This window comes from Flectobacillus major DSM 103, assembly GCF_000427405.1.
Lineage (GTDB): Bacteria > Bacteroidota > Bacteroidia > Cytophagales > Spirosomataceae > Flectobacillus > Flectobacillus major.
The window spans coordinates 2,988,894-3,005,422 of record NZ_KE386491.1; the positions used below are offsets into that span (position 1 = coordinate 2,988,894).

Here is a 16,529-nt window from a genome sequence, read left to right on the forward strand (position 1 = left end):
AATAGAAGTCCTTGCCAGCCTAGTGTTGGCAAGGACTTTGCTTTTCTAAGCTCTTTCGCTTTTATTTGTCTATTGGTTGATAATCAAAACTCATTCCTATGTTACTTTCTATCATTCTTATCTTTGTGATTGGCTATCTTGCTATAGCCCTCGAACACCCTATCAAAATCAACAAAACAGCTACGGCTTTGCTAACAGGAGTACTTTGCTGGACGGTCTATGCTATTGGTAGTCAGCATGAGGTCGACAACGTCGTAGCCGATTTATCGCACCATTTGGGCAGTGTATCCGAAATCCTTTTCTTTTTGTTAGGAGCTATGACCATCGTCGAGCTTGTCGATGCTCATCATGGTTTTAAGCTTATTACCGACCGTATCACAAGTAAAAATAAGATTACATTACTCTGGATTGTGAGCGTTATTACCTTCTTTTTGTCTGCGGCCCTCGACAATCTTACTACGGCAATCGTTATGATTTCGGTAGTACGTAAACTTATCAAAGACCCAGAAACACGCCGACTTTTTGCTGGTGTTGTTATTATTGCCGCCAATTCAGGAGGAGCTTGGTCGCCTATTGGTGATGTAACTACTACTATGCTTTGGATTGGCGGTCAGATTACGCCAAGCCATATTATTAAAGGGTTATTTTTCCCTAGTCTAATATCGTTACTTATTCCTTTAGTGATTATTTCGGCTCGTTTGAAAGGGACTATAAAGAGGTTACCTCAAGATGATTTTGTTGAAGAAAACAAGCATCAACTTGTGCTAAAAACCCAAAATTCTATCATTATGTTAGTAGTAGGTTTGGGAACGCTTTTGTTTGTACCTATTTTCAAGACGGTTACTCATTTACCTCCTTATATGGGTATTTTGTTGGGTTTAGGGGTTGTTTGGATAGTGTCTGAAATACTTCATAGTGGCAAAGATGAAGAAGAACGCAAGCCTTTTTCGGTGGCTTATGCTTTGAGCAAAATAGATACCTCTAGTATTTTATTTTTTCTTGGTATTTTAATTGCTATCGGGGCTCTTGAGTCTACACATTTGTTGAATAACTTAGCTGTTTGGATGGACAAAACCATTGGTAATCAAGATATTATTGTAATTGCCATTGGATTAGCTTCGGCGGTTATCGACAATGTGCCATTGGTAGCGGCATCGATGGGAATGTACGATTTAGCTCACTTTCCTACAGATTCTAAAATTTGGGAGTTTTTGGCTTATTGTGCTGGTACAGGTGGAAGTATTTTGATTATTGGTTCGGCAGCGGGTGTTGCAGTAATGGGTATGGAAAAAATAGATTTTATCTGGTATGTTCGCAAAATCAGCTTACCTGCTCTTATTGGCTATTTTGCTGGTATTGGAGTTTATTTACTTTTTAGCTGAAGTGAGCTAGTGAATTAGTGGTTATTTTTGACTATGATTTTCACTAGTGGAGATCCAATGCTTTGTGGCTAAAGATGTGTCATGCTGACATTTAATATAAAAAGGCGTTCGAAATCAGTTTTTCGAACGCCTTTTTCATGAATAGTAGCTCAATCTTTCTTATTTGAGCAAAGGCTAAGCCTCATCAAAGTCCACTTGACAACCTCATGAATCCCTGTCAACACAAATAGGGGGTCTCTTTTACTATACCTAAAATTTAGGATGACTTATGTTTATAAGCTTAAAATTAAATAATATTATTTTTTTGTTTAATTAATTGTTGGAATAATTCTATATTTGGGTGTTTTTATAATAGTCTATCATATTGTATTACCGCCAAATAGCTTATTGTAAAGAACACTTGAACCCATAAATATTATTCCATCAAACCTCAATGAAACAAGTAGTAAAGTATTTAACTATGACAGGATTCCTGTTTTTAGGGCTATCCTTCTGTGCCCTTGCACAAATCAAAACCCGCTCCAACAAAGAAATTCTCTTCACGATTCAAGTCAACGAGGGTAACCGTGCGGTTCTTACATGGGTTACTAGCGAAGGCCATAGGCCAGCTCGGTTTATTGTTCAACGAAGTAAAGACAATGAAACTTTTTTCGACATCCGAGAAATAGAAGTAAAAGAGTCAATAGCTGATGAGCGACTCCAATTTACTTTTATAGACTCTAAAGCCATGCGAAACACCGAAAATTATCGTATTGTAGAGTACGAAAGCGATGGGAAGTTTTATGTGTATGCACCTTTACAAGCCAAACCCAATAGTCCTGTTTCGGTACTTAAACAAAGCGATAGGGATATTATTAGTGTAGCTGTAGACAATAATACCAATATAACTGCTTTGGTAGGTACAGAGTCGGGCTTGGGTGTTCCTTGTGAGTTGGAGCTTACCAACGATAATAATGTAGTTTTAAAACCCCTTTATACCCTTACGAGTGGAAGTTATGTAGTAAAATTGCGTTCTCCTTCGGGCGAAAAAATGTATAAGTTTTCCGTAAAAAGTGATGATATATTGTCGCAGTAGAGATTGAATTGTGAATGGGTGATTTAGTGATTTTTTAGAAAAAAAGTTAGTATTTGAAAAACTCAACATATTGAGATAGCCTTGGGCCTATTCACTAAATCACAAATCACTAAATTTGGGATAACTTATGTTGTAGTCTTTTTAAAGGTAGCCAATACCTTAATCCATTATTGAATCTCAGAAAATAATACTTATCATTGAGCACTTCAATTTAGCTCTTTGTATTAGTATTTTTATTTTAAGACACAATACCTCTATTTTTTCTGTCTTTGTATTTTCACATATTCGGGTTTGATAGCCGATGCCGTGTTGCCAAAGCTACTTCGTACATACGTCAGTACTTCGGCAATTTGTTTATCGGTTAGAAAGTCATGAGCAGGCATTTCATTTGAATAACTATCGCCATTGATTTCTTCACCTTTTAGCCCCTTCAATACCACATTGATTAATCGTGCTGAATCGCCCAAAACCCAGTCGGTTTTTATCAGAGGAGGGTTCATATTGGGTACACCACTGCCATCTTCCTGATGGCATACCAGGCAATATGTTTCGTAAATAGCCTTTCCTGAGTCAGCCATTGCATACTGATACTGTGTTTTGGCACTAGGAATGGGGGTTGTTTTTGGAGAAATCATTGCAGTACTTATCAAGCAAAGCAACAATCCTAATGTAAAAAGTGATTTCATGATTGAACTGAAAATAAGAATATAGAAAGCAATTGAGCGATTAAAATTACATTTAACCGCTCAATAAGAATTTTAGATCACTACTTGTTGTATATAACTCGCCACACCTTCCCTTTTACCGAGTCGCTGATATAAATAGAGCCATCGGCACCTTGTGCCAAGCCTACAGGACGAGCCTTGGCATCGCCAGGATTTTTTATTTCAGCACCACCCGCAAAGCCTTCTGCAAATACTTCGTATTCGCCCGAAGGTTTTCCATTTTTACCAAAAGGAACAAATGCTACAAAATAGCCTCCTTGCTTTAATGGGGCACGATTCCATGAACCATGAAAACAAATAAATGCTCCGTTTTTGTATTTGGCTGGAAACATATTCCCTGTATAAAACATCAAAGCATTGGGAGCCCAGTGAGCAGGAAAAGCCATAATAGGTTGGTCTTTTCCTTCACAACGCTCTTGAATTTTGCCATCGCCACCATATTCGGGTGCTAACACTTTTTTGTTCTGAAAACGGTCATGATAACAATATGGCCAGCCAAAATCAGAACCTTTTTTTACCAACAAGAATTCCTCAGAAGGCAATTCAGCACTTTGCTCGGCATTGTACAAATTAGGATACAAAGTAGTAAGTTGGTCACGACCGTGCTGCATAGCATACAATTCGCCTGTTTGTTTGTTCCAATCAAGTCCTACTACATTTCTCAATCCTGTGGCATAACGCAATCCATCGGCTTGTTTTTGGTTCTTTTTGTTGGCATCAAACTGCCAAATTCCACCATGCCAATCTAAAATAGGACAAGGGTCCATGCCCTTAGAGCCTTTCTGACGATTTTTTTCTTGACAAGCGTTTGATGGTGCACCAAAAGTTACATACAAATGTCCTTTATCGTCTAGTTCAATTGACTTAGTACCATGTTCGCTGTAAAGTTCCAAACCTGTAACGATGGTTTCGGGAGTTTTTTCGTCAACTTTTCCATTTTTTATCGGATACCTCACTACCGACGAGTCTGAAGAGGCATACAAATACCCATTGCCAATAACCACACCTGTACCTGTAAAATTACCAAAAGTAGTAGTTTCGTCGGCCTTACCGTCGCCGTTGGTATCTTTTAGCAATACTGTACCGTTTCCTCCGCTTAGCTTGCTCAAACGTACATAAATATCGCCATTGCTATTTACCGTTAAATGACGGGCTTTTCCTACACCTTCGGTTACTACCAATGCACCAAAGCCTTTGGGCAACAACAAGCCTCCATTATCAACATCGGCCTTTATTTTTGCCACTTTTGTTGTTTTTTTAGGGCCTGTTTCCGCTTGAATATTGATAGATGCTAATAAGCTAAGCAAGGAAACTACAAGAATAGATTTTTTCATACTGAATTTAGTTAGTGTTTGTTCTAAAGGATCTTTAATTGGATTGTACCTAAGTAATCGAAATTTGTATTTCGTAATCGTTTAATATTCCTTTTCAAAACTACAAATTTGCCTAGATTGTTCTATTCTTTTTTATTGGTTAAAATAAAAACAGGTATTATCTACCCAAAACCTTTCTATTTGGGTCTTATTTTATTTTCAAAAATAAAACTAATCCAAACACCGATACCACCAATACACCCAATGCAGAAATTAGCGTTACCATGTCTCGAATATCTTTGCCAGCCCATTCCATCAAAAAATATTTATGCAATACCGCAAAACTCAACCCTTCTCGGCGGTCACTATTCTCTACTTTAGTAGCCAAACGGCCTGTAGCTGTTTCGATATAATAGGTTGTATTGTCGGGCGTATTGTAGGCCAGTTTTACAACAGGTAATCTTTTATTGACAAAACCATATTCACGGTCAAACTTGGTTAGATAGTCGGTTTTGAGCAAATTTGCCTCATTAATAGCAACATTAGGAACATCGGCTGTAGGCTCGCAGCAGTCAATACTTGCATCCGACTCTAGGGGTTTTGCCATGTTAGAAAACTTGTTGGCTAAGTATTTGGCATATTCGATGGTTGCCCCTTTGAGTTCTGTTCCTGTGGTAGCATTAACAAAAATAGGCTGAGGGGTATTGTCGTCCTCTTTTTTGAAAAATACCTGATAATATACTTGGTCTTTGAGTTTGGCTAGTGAAAGGTTTACCACTTTTTCCCAAGGTAAATTTAGCCCTAACGAAGCCTGTTGTATTTGTTCTGTTTTAAAGATAGGGTCATAAACAAACTTTAGACGCTCGTCGGGAGTATATTTTTTGGTAGCATGATACGCTCCAGAAAAAGCAAAAGTAAAGGTAACAAAGCTTACCCAAAGCCCAATTTGTCGGTGATATTTACGAAGAATACCCACTTGGTCTTGTGTGTTGCGAGGCTTTTTGAACTTTCCCCACATAAACCCATAAATAACCAAACCCGAAAGTGTCGAGATAATAATAATGCTTAATAGTAATATCATGACGGTGATACGTACCCAATTGTTGGCAATAGCCTCTAAAAATGACCAATTATGAAATACATCAAAAATCCAGATAAAGGTTTTTCGGGCATTGGTATTGAAGGTGGCCATTCGGGTAGATTCTGTTTCTACAAATACATCAAGGCCATCGGCACGTTCAAATTGTACTTTATACACAGGTAATAAACGATTGACAAATTTGTACTGATTATCAAATTCGCTTTGAACAGTAATAGCCTTTATTGTAGATGTAGAATCTTGCGAAAGTTCACGAGCCATCCATTCGGCATATACCAAATCGCCATTGGGTAATTCACGACCAGTAGTGGCATTCAAATAAATCAGCTTATCGGTTACACGCTTAATTTGATAATAGGTTTGATGCTTAAAGGATACCAAGCGAAAGTTTTTGAGCTGAGTAATACCATTTTGCTGAAGTACCTCTTGCAAAGACAATTTGATGGCCTCTTTACGAATAGGTCTGGCAAGGATAAACTCTTTGGCAATTTTGGGCTTAAACCAGTGTGACATAAATGGGTGCATAAGCCCCGACAATGTCCAGAATATCACAGGAATAACCGTTATAAGTCCGATAATTCTGTGCCACTGATACATATTTCGTTGAACTACTTTTTTGAAGCCTCCTTTTGGGGCTAATTTTTGTTCAAGCGTTGTTTCCATGATTGATTGTGTTATTTGGGGTCTGCTCGTACAAAATAGCTTTGTACGAGCAGACACTTTATTAATGTTTTCCTGTAAAGTTGTATTGAATACCCCACACAAATGTTCGTGGAGCAGAAGCCGTGAAGGTAGTACGGTCGGTAGCATTATTGCCTCGGCTAGCGCTATAGGCATACAGCTCGTCGGTTAGGTTCATGATATTGGTAAATACCTCGATACCCTTCCATTGGTAGCCCGCACGGAAGTTGAATATTCCATATCCTTCATACGAAACAGTATTGATTTGGTTTTGAAACCAAGAAGAAACCTTTTGATACTCTAAGCCCACACGTAATCCTTTTACATAACGAGGTTTGTAAATCACTTCGGTATTAGCTATCCATTTAGGAGCTTGTGGCATATCAAAGCCATCTACGTTTTTCACCAAATCGGTAGCTCTAGTACTGAGGGTAAACTGTACAAAACGGTGAATAGCATTGGTACCGCCAAATCTTACATTCCATTCGGCATTAGGCTTGTAGGTAATACTGTATTCTAAACCTTTGTGCAAGGTTTTTCCTGCACTTTGGTAATCGGTAGAGTTGTCGGGTTGGCGAATATTCAATAGCTCGTTGCGACCGTCCATTTGGTAGGCTGCCCAGTCGATATACACTTTGTTGTTGAACAGCGAAGCCCAGCCTCCTATTTCATAGTTGTCGAACGAAGCAGGTTCGAGGTTATAATAAAACTGTGAGCCATCGGGTGCTGGCGTTGGACGTTTAGTAAAAATAGACGTTAGTCCTGGAGGAGAAAAGCCCTTTGAATAATTGGCATATACACCTATTCCTTTACCCAAATCGTACGTTGCCCCAATTTTTGGGGTAAATTGGTGATAACTTTTGCTACCATTGGTATTGGCCAAATAGTTGTTGTAATCGAACGACATATTATCGAAGCGACCACCCAATACCAATTTTAATGCTGCAATAGGGTTCAGTTCAAGCTGAGCATACACTGCCGAGTTATATAAATTGGCATCGTAGTTGGCCAAATAAATATCTGGTCGTTCTTTGAGCAAGGTGTATTTCTCAACCGATTTTTTGTCGGCACGAAGCTGTGCCTGGAGGTCTATTTGATAAGCCCAATAAGTGGTTGGTGAATAATCATAGCTTGTGCCTAACAATAATTTGGCATTGGCAAAATCAAACTTCTTGGTATGTTGTGCCACAAAACCATAAGATTTAAAGCTATTTTCATTGATTTGTCCAGTAGCGGTACTAGCTCCCGATGTCCAACGAATACTATACGATGGGTTTTGCCCAACGGCATTATCACGATAAAAGGCTGTCAAAAACGACTCATTTTGGCTATTCCATTGGTGTTGGAGCTTGAGAGAAGCTCTTGTAGCTTTTACTTTTCGGTAGGTAAAATCTGTTTGACTTGTGTACGCTCGGTTATAAAAAGCAATACTATCGACACTGCCCCCTGTTTGTGAATTGTAGTCGTTATGGCTAAGTGTTCCAATAAGTTTGGTTTTATCCGAAAAGTTATAATCTGCTCTGAAGTTCAACGAAAACTTATCATAGTCTGAGCGAGTTTGCCAGCCATTGCGTTGTTTGGCCACAAAACCACCAACAAAAACCCCTAACTTATTGGTAATCATACCACCTGCAGCATATTGTACACGCTTATAACCATAATTATCGGCCTGAACGCCAATTCTGGCTACAGGTACGGCTGTTGGCTTTTGAGTTATTACATTCACAGCTCCGCCCACTGCTTCGGGGCCATACAACGACGAAGCAGGCCCTTTCATTACTTCGATACTACTTACCGAAAACACATTGGTTTCGATTAAAGCATTATGGTTAAATACACCCATCGGACGCAGTGGTAGGCCATCTTCCAAATACAAAAAATAAGCGTTGGTAGTAAACGGCTGGCGAATAGCCATTTGGTGCTGTTCGTTGTTGAGGTTGACCATCATTACTCCAGGCACTTTGTTCAGTAGTTCAAACATCAGCGTAGATTTAGCATCGGCTATTTGTAGTGGGGTTAGCTTGGCAATAGCCACAGGAGCATCTGTACGTAGGCTGGCTTCACGGTTAGCGGTTACTACAACTTGCTGTAAATCATTAGATTGCTGCTCTAGGCCAATCCTAAGGGCTTTATTTCCTCCAACGGTCATTGTATTCCTTTTAAAACCTACGAATGAAACCGTAAGGGTAGAAGGTGTACTTTTCAAGCTAAAATTACCGTTGATGTCGGTGGTTGTTCCTACACTGCCCGCCTCGATAGTAGCCCCTACGAGGGGTTCTTTGGTGAGGCTATCAAATACTTTACCAGTAACTTGGGCATGCAATATGGCAGAGGCTGTGCATAAAAGCATAGCCATGAAAATGCGTAATAATTTCATGAAATGATATATCTTTAAAATGGAAAATTGCAAACCTAATTAATTAGGTTTTGTAATAGAAAATACGGTCAGGTATGGACACAATGATTCATGCCTGATTTTTGATTAGGTAATAATAAAAGGAGGAAATTATACCGCTGGAGGGCGAAAATGAGAAGAGGAATATTCTGATGAATAAATAATAGAGTAATTAGGTAATTGTGGTGTGATAGATTCTGGATAAAAATCAAACTTAACGACTGATTTTGCAGGAATATAATAAGGTATTTCAAAAAGAATATGAGCAAAGGCTGCTCCCTTTTCGGTAGTTTCTCGCTGTTCCGATAAGGCTATTCTTTTGGCCAAATAACATTTACCATTACAATTCATTTGGGGTTTTAGGCGGTTTTCACAAAGGTTTTGTACAATATAGTCTTTGCGAAGGTTATAATCTAAATACAACAAAGGAATAGCCATCATCCTGATTACCAGCATAAAAGCCATTATTAAAGCTGCTATATTTATTCGACTGCTCACCTAAAAATACAAATTTGACTACAAAGATAATGAGCTTCTATATTCCCAACCTATATTTCTTTGATTTTTTATCAGTCAGTCACTTCGTCTTCTAAGGCCATAAAATTGACCAATTCGTATGATTTATTGAACATCGGGAAAATTTTGATACGGCATTTATACGCATCGCCATTTTTGCGATAGTTGGTCAGTATAGCTTCTACTGGAACTTTCTTTTGGATATGTTCTTTTAGTACAGCTCGGATATGACTTTCGGTATCTTTTCCTTGCAAAAACTTGGGCGTTTTTCCTCTAGCAAACTTGGGCGTATAGCCTGTCATGCGTTCAAAACCTGCACTGGCCAAAAGAATTGTTTGGTGTACGTCTGTGACAACAACAGCGTTATTGATACCCTTTAGATGAGCCCGAAAGTCGGCCCATTGAATCCAGCCTTGACGAATAGCGTATTTGCAAAGTAGGTCGTAGTCGCTTTGGGCCTCTTCTGAAAGCTGAATACGAGGACTCATAAACTCGTTTCCTATAAGTAATGGGTGAATTAAGTCAATATTGGCAAATGTGTCGGAAGTTACCTTAGACGAATGGTCAAACATAAACTATTTTGTTTAAGAAGTGCGTATCTTTTAGAGACAAAAATGGCAGAATTAATGTATTTATCTTCAGATTGTTGTAGTATTTTGTTATTTAGCTTAAACAAGCAATAAAAACACAACATACTGACTATCAAATCATTAAAACATAAATATATAAAATTTGTGGCTTAATAAACAAATTTGACACAACGCTTTTGGAAAAATCCTCCAAAAAAAAAGTCGTACAATAATACCTACTGTACGACTTTTATACTCCTTTATTTGGAGTTAATATTTGATACTCAATGTGTTATTCTAGCTTATAGAATAGCCTTAAAGTACAAATAATCTATACGTAAAATACTTTTTATTCTACAATAGTAACAATCTTACTTAAATGCTTCCAGAAGCTTGGGTACGATTTCACAACAACATCTGGCTCTTCGATAATTACCTCTTCGACCAATGCCAACGGAGCAAAAGCCATAGCCATACGGTGGTCGTCGTAGGTATGAATCGACACAGGTGCAGGCAAGCGTTCTACGGCATTGGGTGTTAATAGGTACTTATGGTTGGTTTCTACTTCTTGTAATGTTGCTCCCAATTTGATTAACTCATTTTGTAAAGCCATAATACGGTCGGTTTCTTTTACTTTCAACGATTCTATACCTGTTAAGGTTAAAGAAATATTTTTGGCAGCGGCCACCACACAGATGGTTTGTGCTAGATCAGGACAGTTGGTGAAGTCCCATGCTAAAGAAGCCTCAGCAGGGATTTTGCTCAATTTAAAGCCACGACCTGTATATTCAGATTTTACGCCCAGATGGCTCATAATGTCGGTTACAACCGAGTCGCCTTGTAGGGAGTTTTCTTTCAAACCCAACAGTTCTAAAGACGCATCCTCGTTGTCGGAAAGAGCTACCACCGAAAACCAATAGCTAGCACCCGACCAGTCAGATTCTACTGCATACGGAATAGGCTGATAGCTTTGTGGCAATACAGTAATGATTTTAGTGTTCCAATCGGCCTGAGCTACAACACCAAATGCCTCCATTTGCTTGAGGGTCATTTCGATATATGGCTTTGAACCCAATTCGCCTGTAATTTCCAAAACCAAACCTTCAGGCAACAAAGGTGCTACCATTAACAATGCCGAAATATATTGCGAACTAACATCGCCACGAATCGCCAAATGCTTATTTCCTGCAAAATGAAATCCATTTAATTGCAAGGGAGGGTATCCTTCGTTGTTAAGATAGGTAATGTCTACCCCTAAAGCACGCAAAGCATCGACCAAAATACCAATTGGACGCTCGCACATACGAGGCGTACCAGTCATGGTTTTGTTTTGCCCCGATACCGCAAAGTAAGCTGTCAAAAAACGCATGGTTGTACCAGCATCAATAACATCGGCAACGGTATCGTTTGAAGCCAACAAACGCATCATGGTTTGGGTATCTCTAGCTTCTGCAAGATTAGATAAGTTATCCACACCTTTTGCCAAAGCGTTGATAATCAAGGCACGATTTGACTCTGATTTGGAAGATGGCAGTGGTATTTCCGTTTGGAAAGACTTTTGAACTTTTTGAAGTAATAGCTTTTTCAAGGTCGAATATCAGATTGTGGATTTCAGAAAATACTTCCTACATCACATTTTGGTTAATTACCATAATCTATGCAAAGTGTATAAATTATGGTGAAAATATTTTTCAGAAGAAAGACAAAATTAAGCCATGAGAAGAAGGTTTCAATAAGATTTCGACATTTTGTTATAAGAAGCGTATTTTTAGGGGATGTTTTTGATTGATTCGATAACTTGGGCTTGACAACTTATTCCCCAAAATACCAATGCCTATCGAAGCAATACTAATACCTACCAGCACGGGGCTTACTTGTACGGTTGTATTGCGTTGTACCTGATTGAGGACATCGATACCCGTAAGTACAATACCCGCCAAGGCAATCTGGCTAGCTCCTTGTGTTAAGAAAGGGATATAGCGTTTGCCCGCATATACTTTGCTTATATTACTTAGCTGTATTTCCTGTGTTTCGAGGGTGTTGGCATCGGTAAAAAAAAACGAACTATCCCTAATACTTTCTATTTTGCCTTGGTACTTTGTTTTGCTGTTTTTTAATCGAAAAGCAATCGTAGATTCTTCAAAAAAGCGTAATCGCTGAGCATATCCAGTTTTGCCAGCAATAGCCAAAAACTTAATGGGCGTATATTTTCGCTGAGTGGAGTCGTGTTGGCCAAACGTCAATTGATAGCAACAGCAATACAGAAATACAATAAAAATAAGCTTCATGATGAAAAAGGAGGTTTTCGTACAACAATCCTAATCAGAAATGTTGTACGAAAGTACCATTGAATTACCTTCCAATGAAAAATAGCCGCTATTATTTAAGTTTTTTTAACTTTTAGGCTACTGGTCAATAGTATTATTGGCTTTGCTTATGATATAACAGGTTTTCTGGATAAACATTGCTATTCTTGGGTAAGTTGTGTAGGAATCCACTTATTAAGAATATAGCGAATGAGGTTATAAATGAGTTATCAATAGAAAACCCATGTCTCCTAGTTATTTATTGTGGAAACTGCGATTTATCTAATCCTGGAATAATTTTCAAAGCATTTTTGTAATATACTTTTTTCAGCACCTCATCCGACAAGCCCAAGCCGTACATTCGCCAAAAGGCATGGTATTTTTTATGATATGGAAAATACTCGTCGTTGGTTTCTAATACCCTAAAATAGGTGGCATATTCGGCAGGAACCCACGAGTCTTTACCAAATAAAATACGGTCTTGGCGTTTTTCAAAAAAACGTTTGGCAGTATGAGGCTGACGGCCAAGCTCGGCAATAACTGCACCAATTTCGACATACATATTAGGCATTTGGTCGAGTAGGCTGTCTAGCTTGGGTAAGTTATTGGGATACCACCCCATGTGAGCTGCAATAAAGGTAGTTTTAGGATGCTTTTTAAAAACGTTGTGCTGTTGTTCTATAAGCTGTTCCCAAGTATATTCGTTGCTATTGGGTGCTGAGGCATTGCGTTTACGATCGGGGTGTAATTTCAGTTCTAACCAACGCTCATTAAACTGGTCGATAGGTCGCCAGAATGGTTCTGGGTCGGCGGTATGAATCAATACAGGAATACCCAATTGTCCAGCTTTTGCCCAAACGGGGTCTAGTCGGGGGTCATCTACTTTTACTAATTTGTTTCCATCCTTTACCGAAAAGCCTAGGTTTTTATAAATTTTCAGTCCTTTTGCTCCCCTCAACTTCACGTCATCTTCTAGGGTTTTTACGGCTTTTTCTGTCCAGCCTTTTTCGGCTATATTTTCAAAATCCAAATTGGTAAATACCACAAATCGATTAGGATAATACTGTTTGATTTGTGCAATTTGCTTGGTAAGAGTTTGAGTACTTTTAGCCTCATCGCTTGTCCACCCACGACCACTCAGATTGACCATCATACCCATATTCAAGGCATTCATAGCCGCAACAAGTTTATCGAGGTTGTCTTTTTCTTCGTGCAAATTCCACTGATGATTATGTACATCTATAAAAGGGAACTTGGCTTTTGTGGTAGGGTGTTCGGGTACAGTGAGTGTGGATTTGGGTTCGTATTCTTCAAAGTTTACGGTGATTTGCTGGGCTTTGGCCATACCAACACTTAGTACCAAAGCAGTAAATAATAAGCCTGACTTCATAGTTTTTTATTGAGAGATGATAAAGGTAGTTGTATAAACTACAGGCTGCCCGTAGTTTATAGAAGTGAAACGGTATTTCTAAGAAGAAAGTTCTGACTCATCGTCGGGTAAAATCACCGCCGTACCGTGTCTGAATCGCCCTTGGTAGATTTCTAGTAGGTGTTCGAGCTGCCAAGCACTAATAGCCAACTGGGCCAAAGGGATTTCTTGAATACGACCATTATTGACAAACACCAAGGTTTCGGTATAAGTATCTTTTTTTACATCGGGACGAATCTGTAGTGAATGAACCAAAGCCCACGATACAAATGGCTGCCCTACCAGCTGAATACCTTCCAAACTCAGAATCAACTTAGGGCGAGGACTCGACTGCTTCATATAACGAACAGTAAGCCATGTTGCCAAAATCAACAATACCAGCCCTACCCAATAGTTGGCTTGATTGAAAAAATAAACCACGTATATCAACGAACCTAACGCACCAAGCAACAACACGAGGTTTTCGCTCGATTTGGCTTGAATAATGGTAAGCTCTGGTACAGCAGGGTCGTCTTCAAAAATCAGTTGCTCGTTCGGGTCTATCATTGTGTATGTTTTAGTGGGCTTAGGCTATGGCAAATAGTTATGACAGGCAAAACCTCATGGTTACTACTTAATTTAAGCGTGGGTCGGTTGGATAATTGGCCATTACCTTAAAATCCCCCCCCATTTTCTTGAGAATATTTCGCCAAAAGTCCTGAATAGGAGTATCAAAAATCAGCTCGGACGTAGCGGGCGACACAATCCATGAATCCTGTTTGAGTTCACCGTCGAGCTGTCCTCCACTCCACCCCGAATAACCAATAAAACAACGAATATCATTGGGACTTAATACGCCATTGTTCAACAAAACTTTTACCTGCTTGAAATTACCTCCCCATATTAGCCCTTTTACAAGCTCTTGTCCGCCATCGATCAAATCGGGGCGGCGATGCACATAGTGCAGGGTATTTTGCTGAACAGGGCCACCTACATACAACGGAATGTCGGGATAAATGTTATCGTCTAAAACATCCGCTAGCAAAAGGTTGGATTCTTGGTTGAGTACCAAACCAAAAGAACCATGTAAGTTATCGTGTTCGCAAATAAGCACAACACTTCTTTCAAAATTAGGGTCTCCTAAAAAAGGCTCAGAGATGAGCAAATTTCCACTTCGTACATTCCTATTCTTCATAATTAATCAATGATTGAGAGCCCAACTTGATAGATTCTTGTGATACATATCTTAATTTTGTAGCAAAATTTGGGAATACTGTAATGATTCTGTTTTTGAACAAAAGACACAAAATGATTTAAAATTTTATCGTTAGTGAGTGGTAAAATCTTAAAAAATTTATGGTAAGACTAGTTTAATACCTTTTTGATTGGTCTTGTATACTTACGTTGTGTGACTCAAAAAAGACTCGAAACCCGCAATATATCATTCTCAATTCGCAATCATACTTTAATCAAATCGTAAAAGGTGTAATATCCTCTTTTTTGTTAGCTAAGAGGCAAAACAACATTTTCATCTATTACTAAAAATAATATGCAAGAGCCAAAACTCCAAACCGTTTATTTGTCATTAGGCTCAAATTTGGGCAAAAGAGAAGAAAATCTTCAAAAAGCAATCTATAAAATAGAAGAAAAAATAGGCTCAATCATTTCTATCTCAAATATTTATGAAACAGCTCCTTGGGGCAACTTAAATCAAGCAGGTTTTTTAAATTTAATATTGAGTGTTACCTTACAAAATGCCAATCCTATTGATATTTTGGCAGATTTACAAAAAATAGAACATGATTTGGGAAGAATCAGAACTGAAAAATGGGGAGAACGAATTATTGATATTGATATTATTTATTGGGATAGCCTTCTGCTCAATCACCCACGGCTTACTATTCCACATCCTTTTATGCACGACCGCAAGTTTGTGCTTGTTCCTTTGGCCGATATTGCCCCCGCTTTCAAGCACCCAGTTTTTGGCAAAACAACCTTAGAGCTTCTAACCTTGTGCACAGATACAGGTGAAGTACTCCTAAAACAAGCAAGATTATAAGGCTTTAAACATGAGTCATCCCGAATTTTGGGATAATTTACAATAAAGACCTCTTGTTTGCATTTATTGGCTATTAATCAAACAAGGCGGTCGAAAAACTAATTTCGACCGCCTTGTTTGTTCTAAATACTCGGGATGACTTATGTTTGTATAACTGCTTACAAATTTTCAGATACTTTTGATTTATCCATCGTGTCCATTGTTCCAAAAACATAATCCCACAAAGGAGACGAAACACCAAATACAGCATTACCGTCTTTGTAATGATGTACAGCATGATTAATCCAAAGCTGTTTCAAAAAGTTTTTAGGTGGAGCATACGCATGTACAGCATAGTGTACCAATAAATAGCTAGCATATCCCCAAATAAATCCAGGGAAAAACGCATAAGCAGCTTCGCCCATCAAAACAAAAAACAAAGAAAAAAGCGTTAGGGCAGCAATCACCGCAATTACAGGAGGCATAGCCAAACGGCTTTTATCTTTTGGGTATTCGTGGTGAACACCATGAGCTATATACTGAAACTTGGCACGGCCTTCGGTAGTTGGCTCAATATGGTAAATACTTCTATGAACCCAATATTCGATAAAGGTAAAGGTGGTTGCCCCTACTAAAAATAATAATCCAATTAGCCCATTTGAAAGTTCGGTATAAGTAAAGGCATACCACCCCAATACTGCTCCTGATACAAAGAACATTGATACAGGAATGGCAATATGTGTTCTGGAAAGTTTTTCTAGTATTGGGTTGTCAAACAGCTGCTTTGTACCACTGTTTTTGGGTCTCATTTTTTTCTGATTCGCTTCCATTATTCTTTATTCTTGATGAGTTGTCCGTTAATTTTGTTTTAGATTAAAATTGCACTTAAACAATAAAATAGTTCTTTTAGAGGTATATCCGTTGAATTATAGCAACAAAGATACAAAGTTTTGAGGTTTGGAATTTGTAAACCTCGTTGATTTTTATCATAATTTTCTAAAATTTTGAAGAAAGCCTCATCT

Annotated in this window: 15 protein-coding genes; 3 read left to right on the plus strand and 12 right to left on the minus strand. The window is 38.5% G+C overall.

Features of this window, described 5'->3' with window-relative positions:
* Nucleotides 1-98 precede the first annotated feature (98 nt).
* Both nhaD and FLEMA_RS69745 read left to right on the plus strand, forming a co-directional pair.
* Complete coding sequence (gene nhaD, locus FLEMA_RS69740) at nucleotides 99-1,382, plus strand: sodium:proton antiporter NhaD (protein WP_044171901.1); 1,284 nt, start codon at nucleotides 99-101, stop codon at nucleotides 1,380-1,382.
* Between the two features lie 433 nt (nucleotides 1,383-1,815).
* Nucleotides 1,816-2,457: a hypothetical protein gene (locus FLEMA_RS69745; RefSeq protein ID WP_044171902.1), complete on the plus strand. Its 642-nt coding sequence runs from the start codon at nucleotides 1,816-1,818 to the stop codon at nucleotides 2,455-2,457.
* 254 nt (nucleotides 2,458-2,711) lie between these two features.
* On the opposite strand, the gene FLEMA_RS0123570 is transcribed toward FLEMA_RS69745, so the two are convergent.
* The 11 genes from FLEMA_RS0123570 to FLEMA_RS0123680 all read right to left on the minus strand — a co-directional run bounded on the left by FLEMA_RS0123570 (nucleotide 2,712) and on the right by FLEMA_RS0123680 (nucleotide 14,664).
* Nucleotides 2,712-3,143 carry a c-type cytochrome gene (locus FLEMA_RS0123570; protein WP_026997803.1) on the minus strand — a complete coding sequence of 144 codons (432 nt, stop codon included), beginning with the start codon at nucleotides 3,141-3,143 and terminating at the stop codon, nucleotides 2,712-2,714.
* An 80-nt stretch (nucleotides 3,144-3,223) separates the two neighbouring features.
* Nucleotides 3,224-4,516: a PQQ-dependent sugar dehydrogenase gene (locus FLEMA_RS0123580; protein ID WP_026997804.1), complete on the minus strand. Its 1,293-nt coding sequence runs from the start codon at nucleotides 4,514-4,516 to the stop codon at nucleotides 3,224-3,226.
* 187 nt (nucleotides 4,517-4,703) lie between these two features.
* On the minus strand, nucleotides 4,704-6,257 hold the full coding sequence (locus FLEMA_RS0123590) for a PepSY domain-containing protein (RefSeq protein ID WP_026996074.1): 1,554 nt from the start codon (nucleotides 6,255-6,257) through the stop codon (nucleotides 4,704-4,706).
* Nucleotides 6,258-6,318: 61 nt separating this feature from the next.
* Nucleotides 6,319-8,652: a TonB-dependent receptor gene (locus FLEMA_RS0123595; RefSeq protein WP_026996075.1), complete on the minus strand. Its 2,334-nt coding sequence runs from the start codon at nucleotides 8,650-8,652 to the stop codon at nucleotides 6,319-6,321.
* Between the two features lie 129 nt (nucleotides 8,653-8,781).
* Nucleotides 8,782-9,135, minus strand: a complete 354-nt coding sequence (locus tag FLEMA_RS69750; protein WP_044171903.1) for a hypothetical protein — start codon at nucleotides 9,133-9,135, stop codon at nucleotides 8,782-8,784.
* A gap of 104 nt (nucleotides 9,136-9,239) precedes the next feature.
* Nucleotides 9,240-9,758 (minus strand): PAS domain-containing protein, encoded by a 519-nt coding sequence (locus FLEMA_RS76155; RefSeq protein WP_052354110.1) that lies wholly within the window; start codon nucleotides 9,756-9,758, stop codon nucleotides 9,240-9,242.
* Nucleotides 9,759-10,104: 346 nt separating this feature from the next.
* Nucleotides 10,105-11,343: a 3-phosphoshikimate 1-carboxyvinyltransferase gene (locus FLEMA_RS0123620; protein ID WP_026996076.1), complete on the minus strand. Its 1,239-nt coding sequence runs from the start codon at nucleotides 11,341-11,343 to the stop codon at nucleotides 10,105-10,107.
* 163 nt (nucleotides 11,344-11,506) lie between these two features.
* The gene (locus tag FLEMA_RS0123630; protein WP_044171904.1) at nucleotides 11,507-12,043 is read right to left on the minus strand and encodes a hypothetical protein; all 537 of its coding nucleotides are present in this window, start codon (nucleotides 12,041-12,043) and stop codon (nucleotides 11,507-11,509) included.
* A 277-nt stretch (nucleotides 12,044-12,320) separates the two neighbouring features.
* Nucleotides 12,321-13,451 carry an amidohydrolase family protein gene (locus FLEMA_RS0123645; RefSeq protein ID WP_026997805.1) on the minus strand — a complete coding sequence of 377 codons (1,131 nt, stop codon included), beginning with the start codon at nucleotides 13,449-13,451 and terminating at the stop codon, nucleotides 12,321-12,323.
* Between the two features lie 78 nt (nucleotides 13,452-13,529).
* Nucleotides 13,530-14,036, minus strand: a complete 507-nt coding sequence (locus FLEMA_RS69760; RefSeq protein WP_044171905.1) for a hypothetical protein — start codon at nucleotides 14,034-14,036, stop codon at nucleotides 13,530-13,532.
* 67 nt (nucleotides 14,037-14,103) lie between these two features.
* Nucleotides 14,104-14,664, minus strand: a complete 561-nt coding sequence (locus FLEMA_RS0123680; protein WP_026997806.1) for a YqgE/AlgH family protein — start codon at nucleotides 14,662-14,664, stop codon at nucleotides 14,104-14,106.
* Nucleotides 14,665-15,018: 354 nt separating this feature from the next.
* On the opposite strand from FLEMA_RS0123680, the gene folK reads away from it, so the two are divergent.
* Nucleotides 15,019-15,528, plus strand: a complete 510-nt coding sequence (folK, locus tag FLEMA_RS69765) for a 2-amino-4-hydroxy-6-hydroxymethyldihydropteridine diphosphokinase (protein WP_044171906.1) — start codon at nucleotides 15,019-15,021, stop codon at nucleotides 15,526-15,528.
* A 158-nt stretch (nucleotides 15,529-15,686) separates the two neighbouring features.
* On the opposite strand, the gene FLEMA_RS0123710 is transcribed toward folK, so the two are convergent.
* Complete coding sequence (locus tag FLEMA_RS0123710) at nucleotides 15,687-16,316, minus strand: sterol desaturase family protein (RefSeq protein WP_229359442.1); 630 nt, start codon at nucleotides 16,314-16,316, stop codon at nucleotides 15,687-15,689.
* Nucleotides 16,317-16,529: the final 213 nt, after the last annotated feature.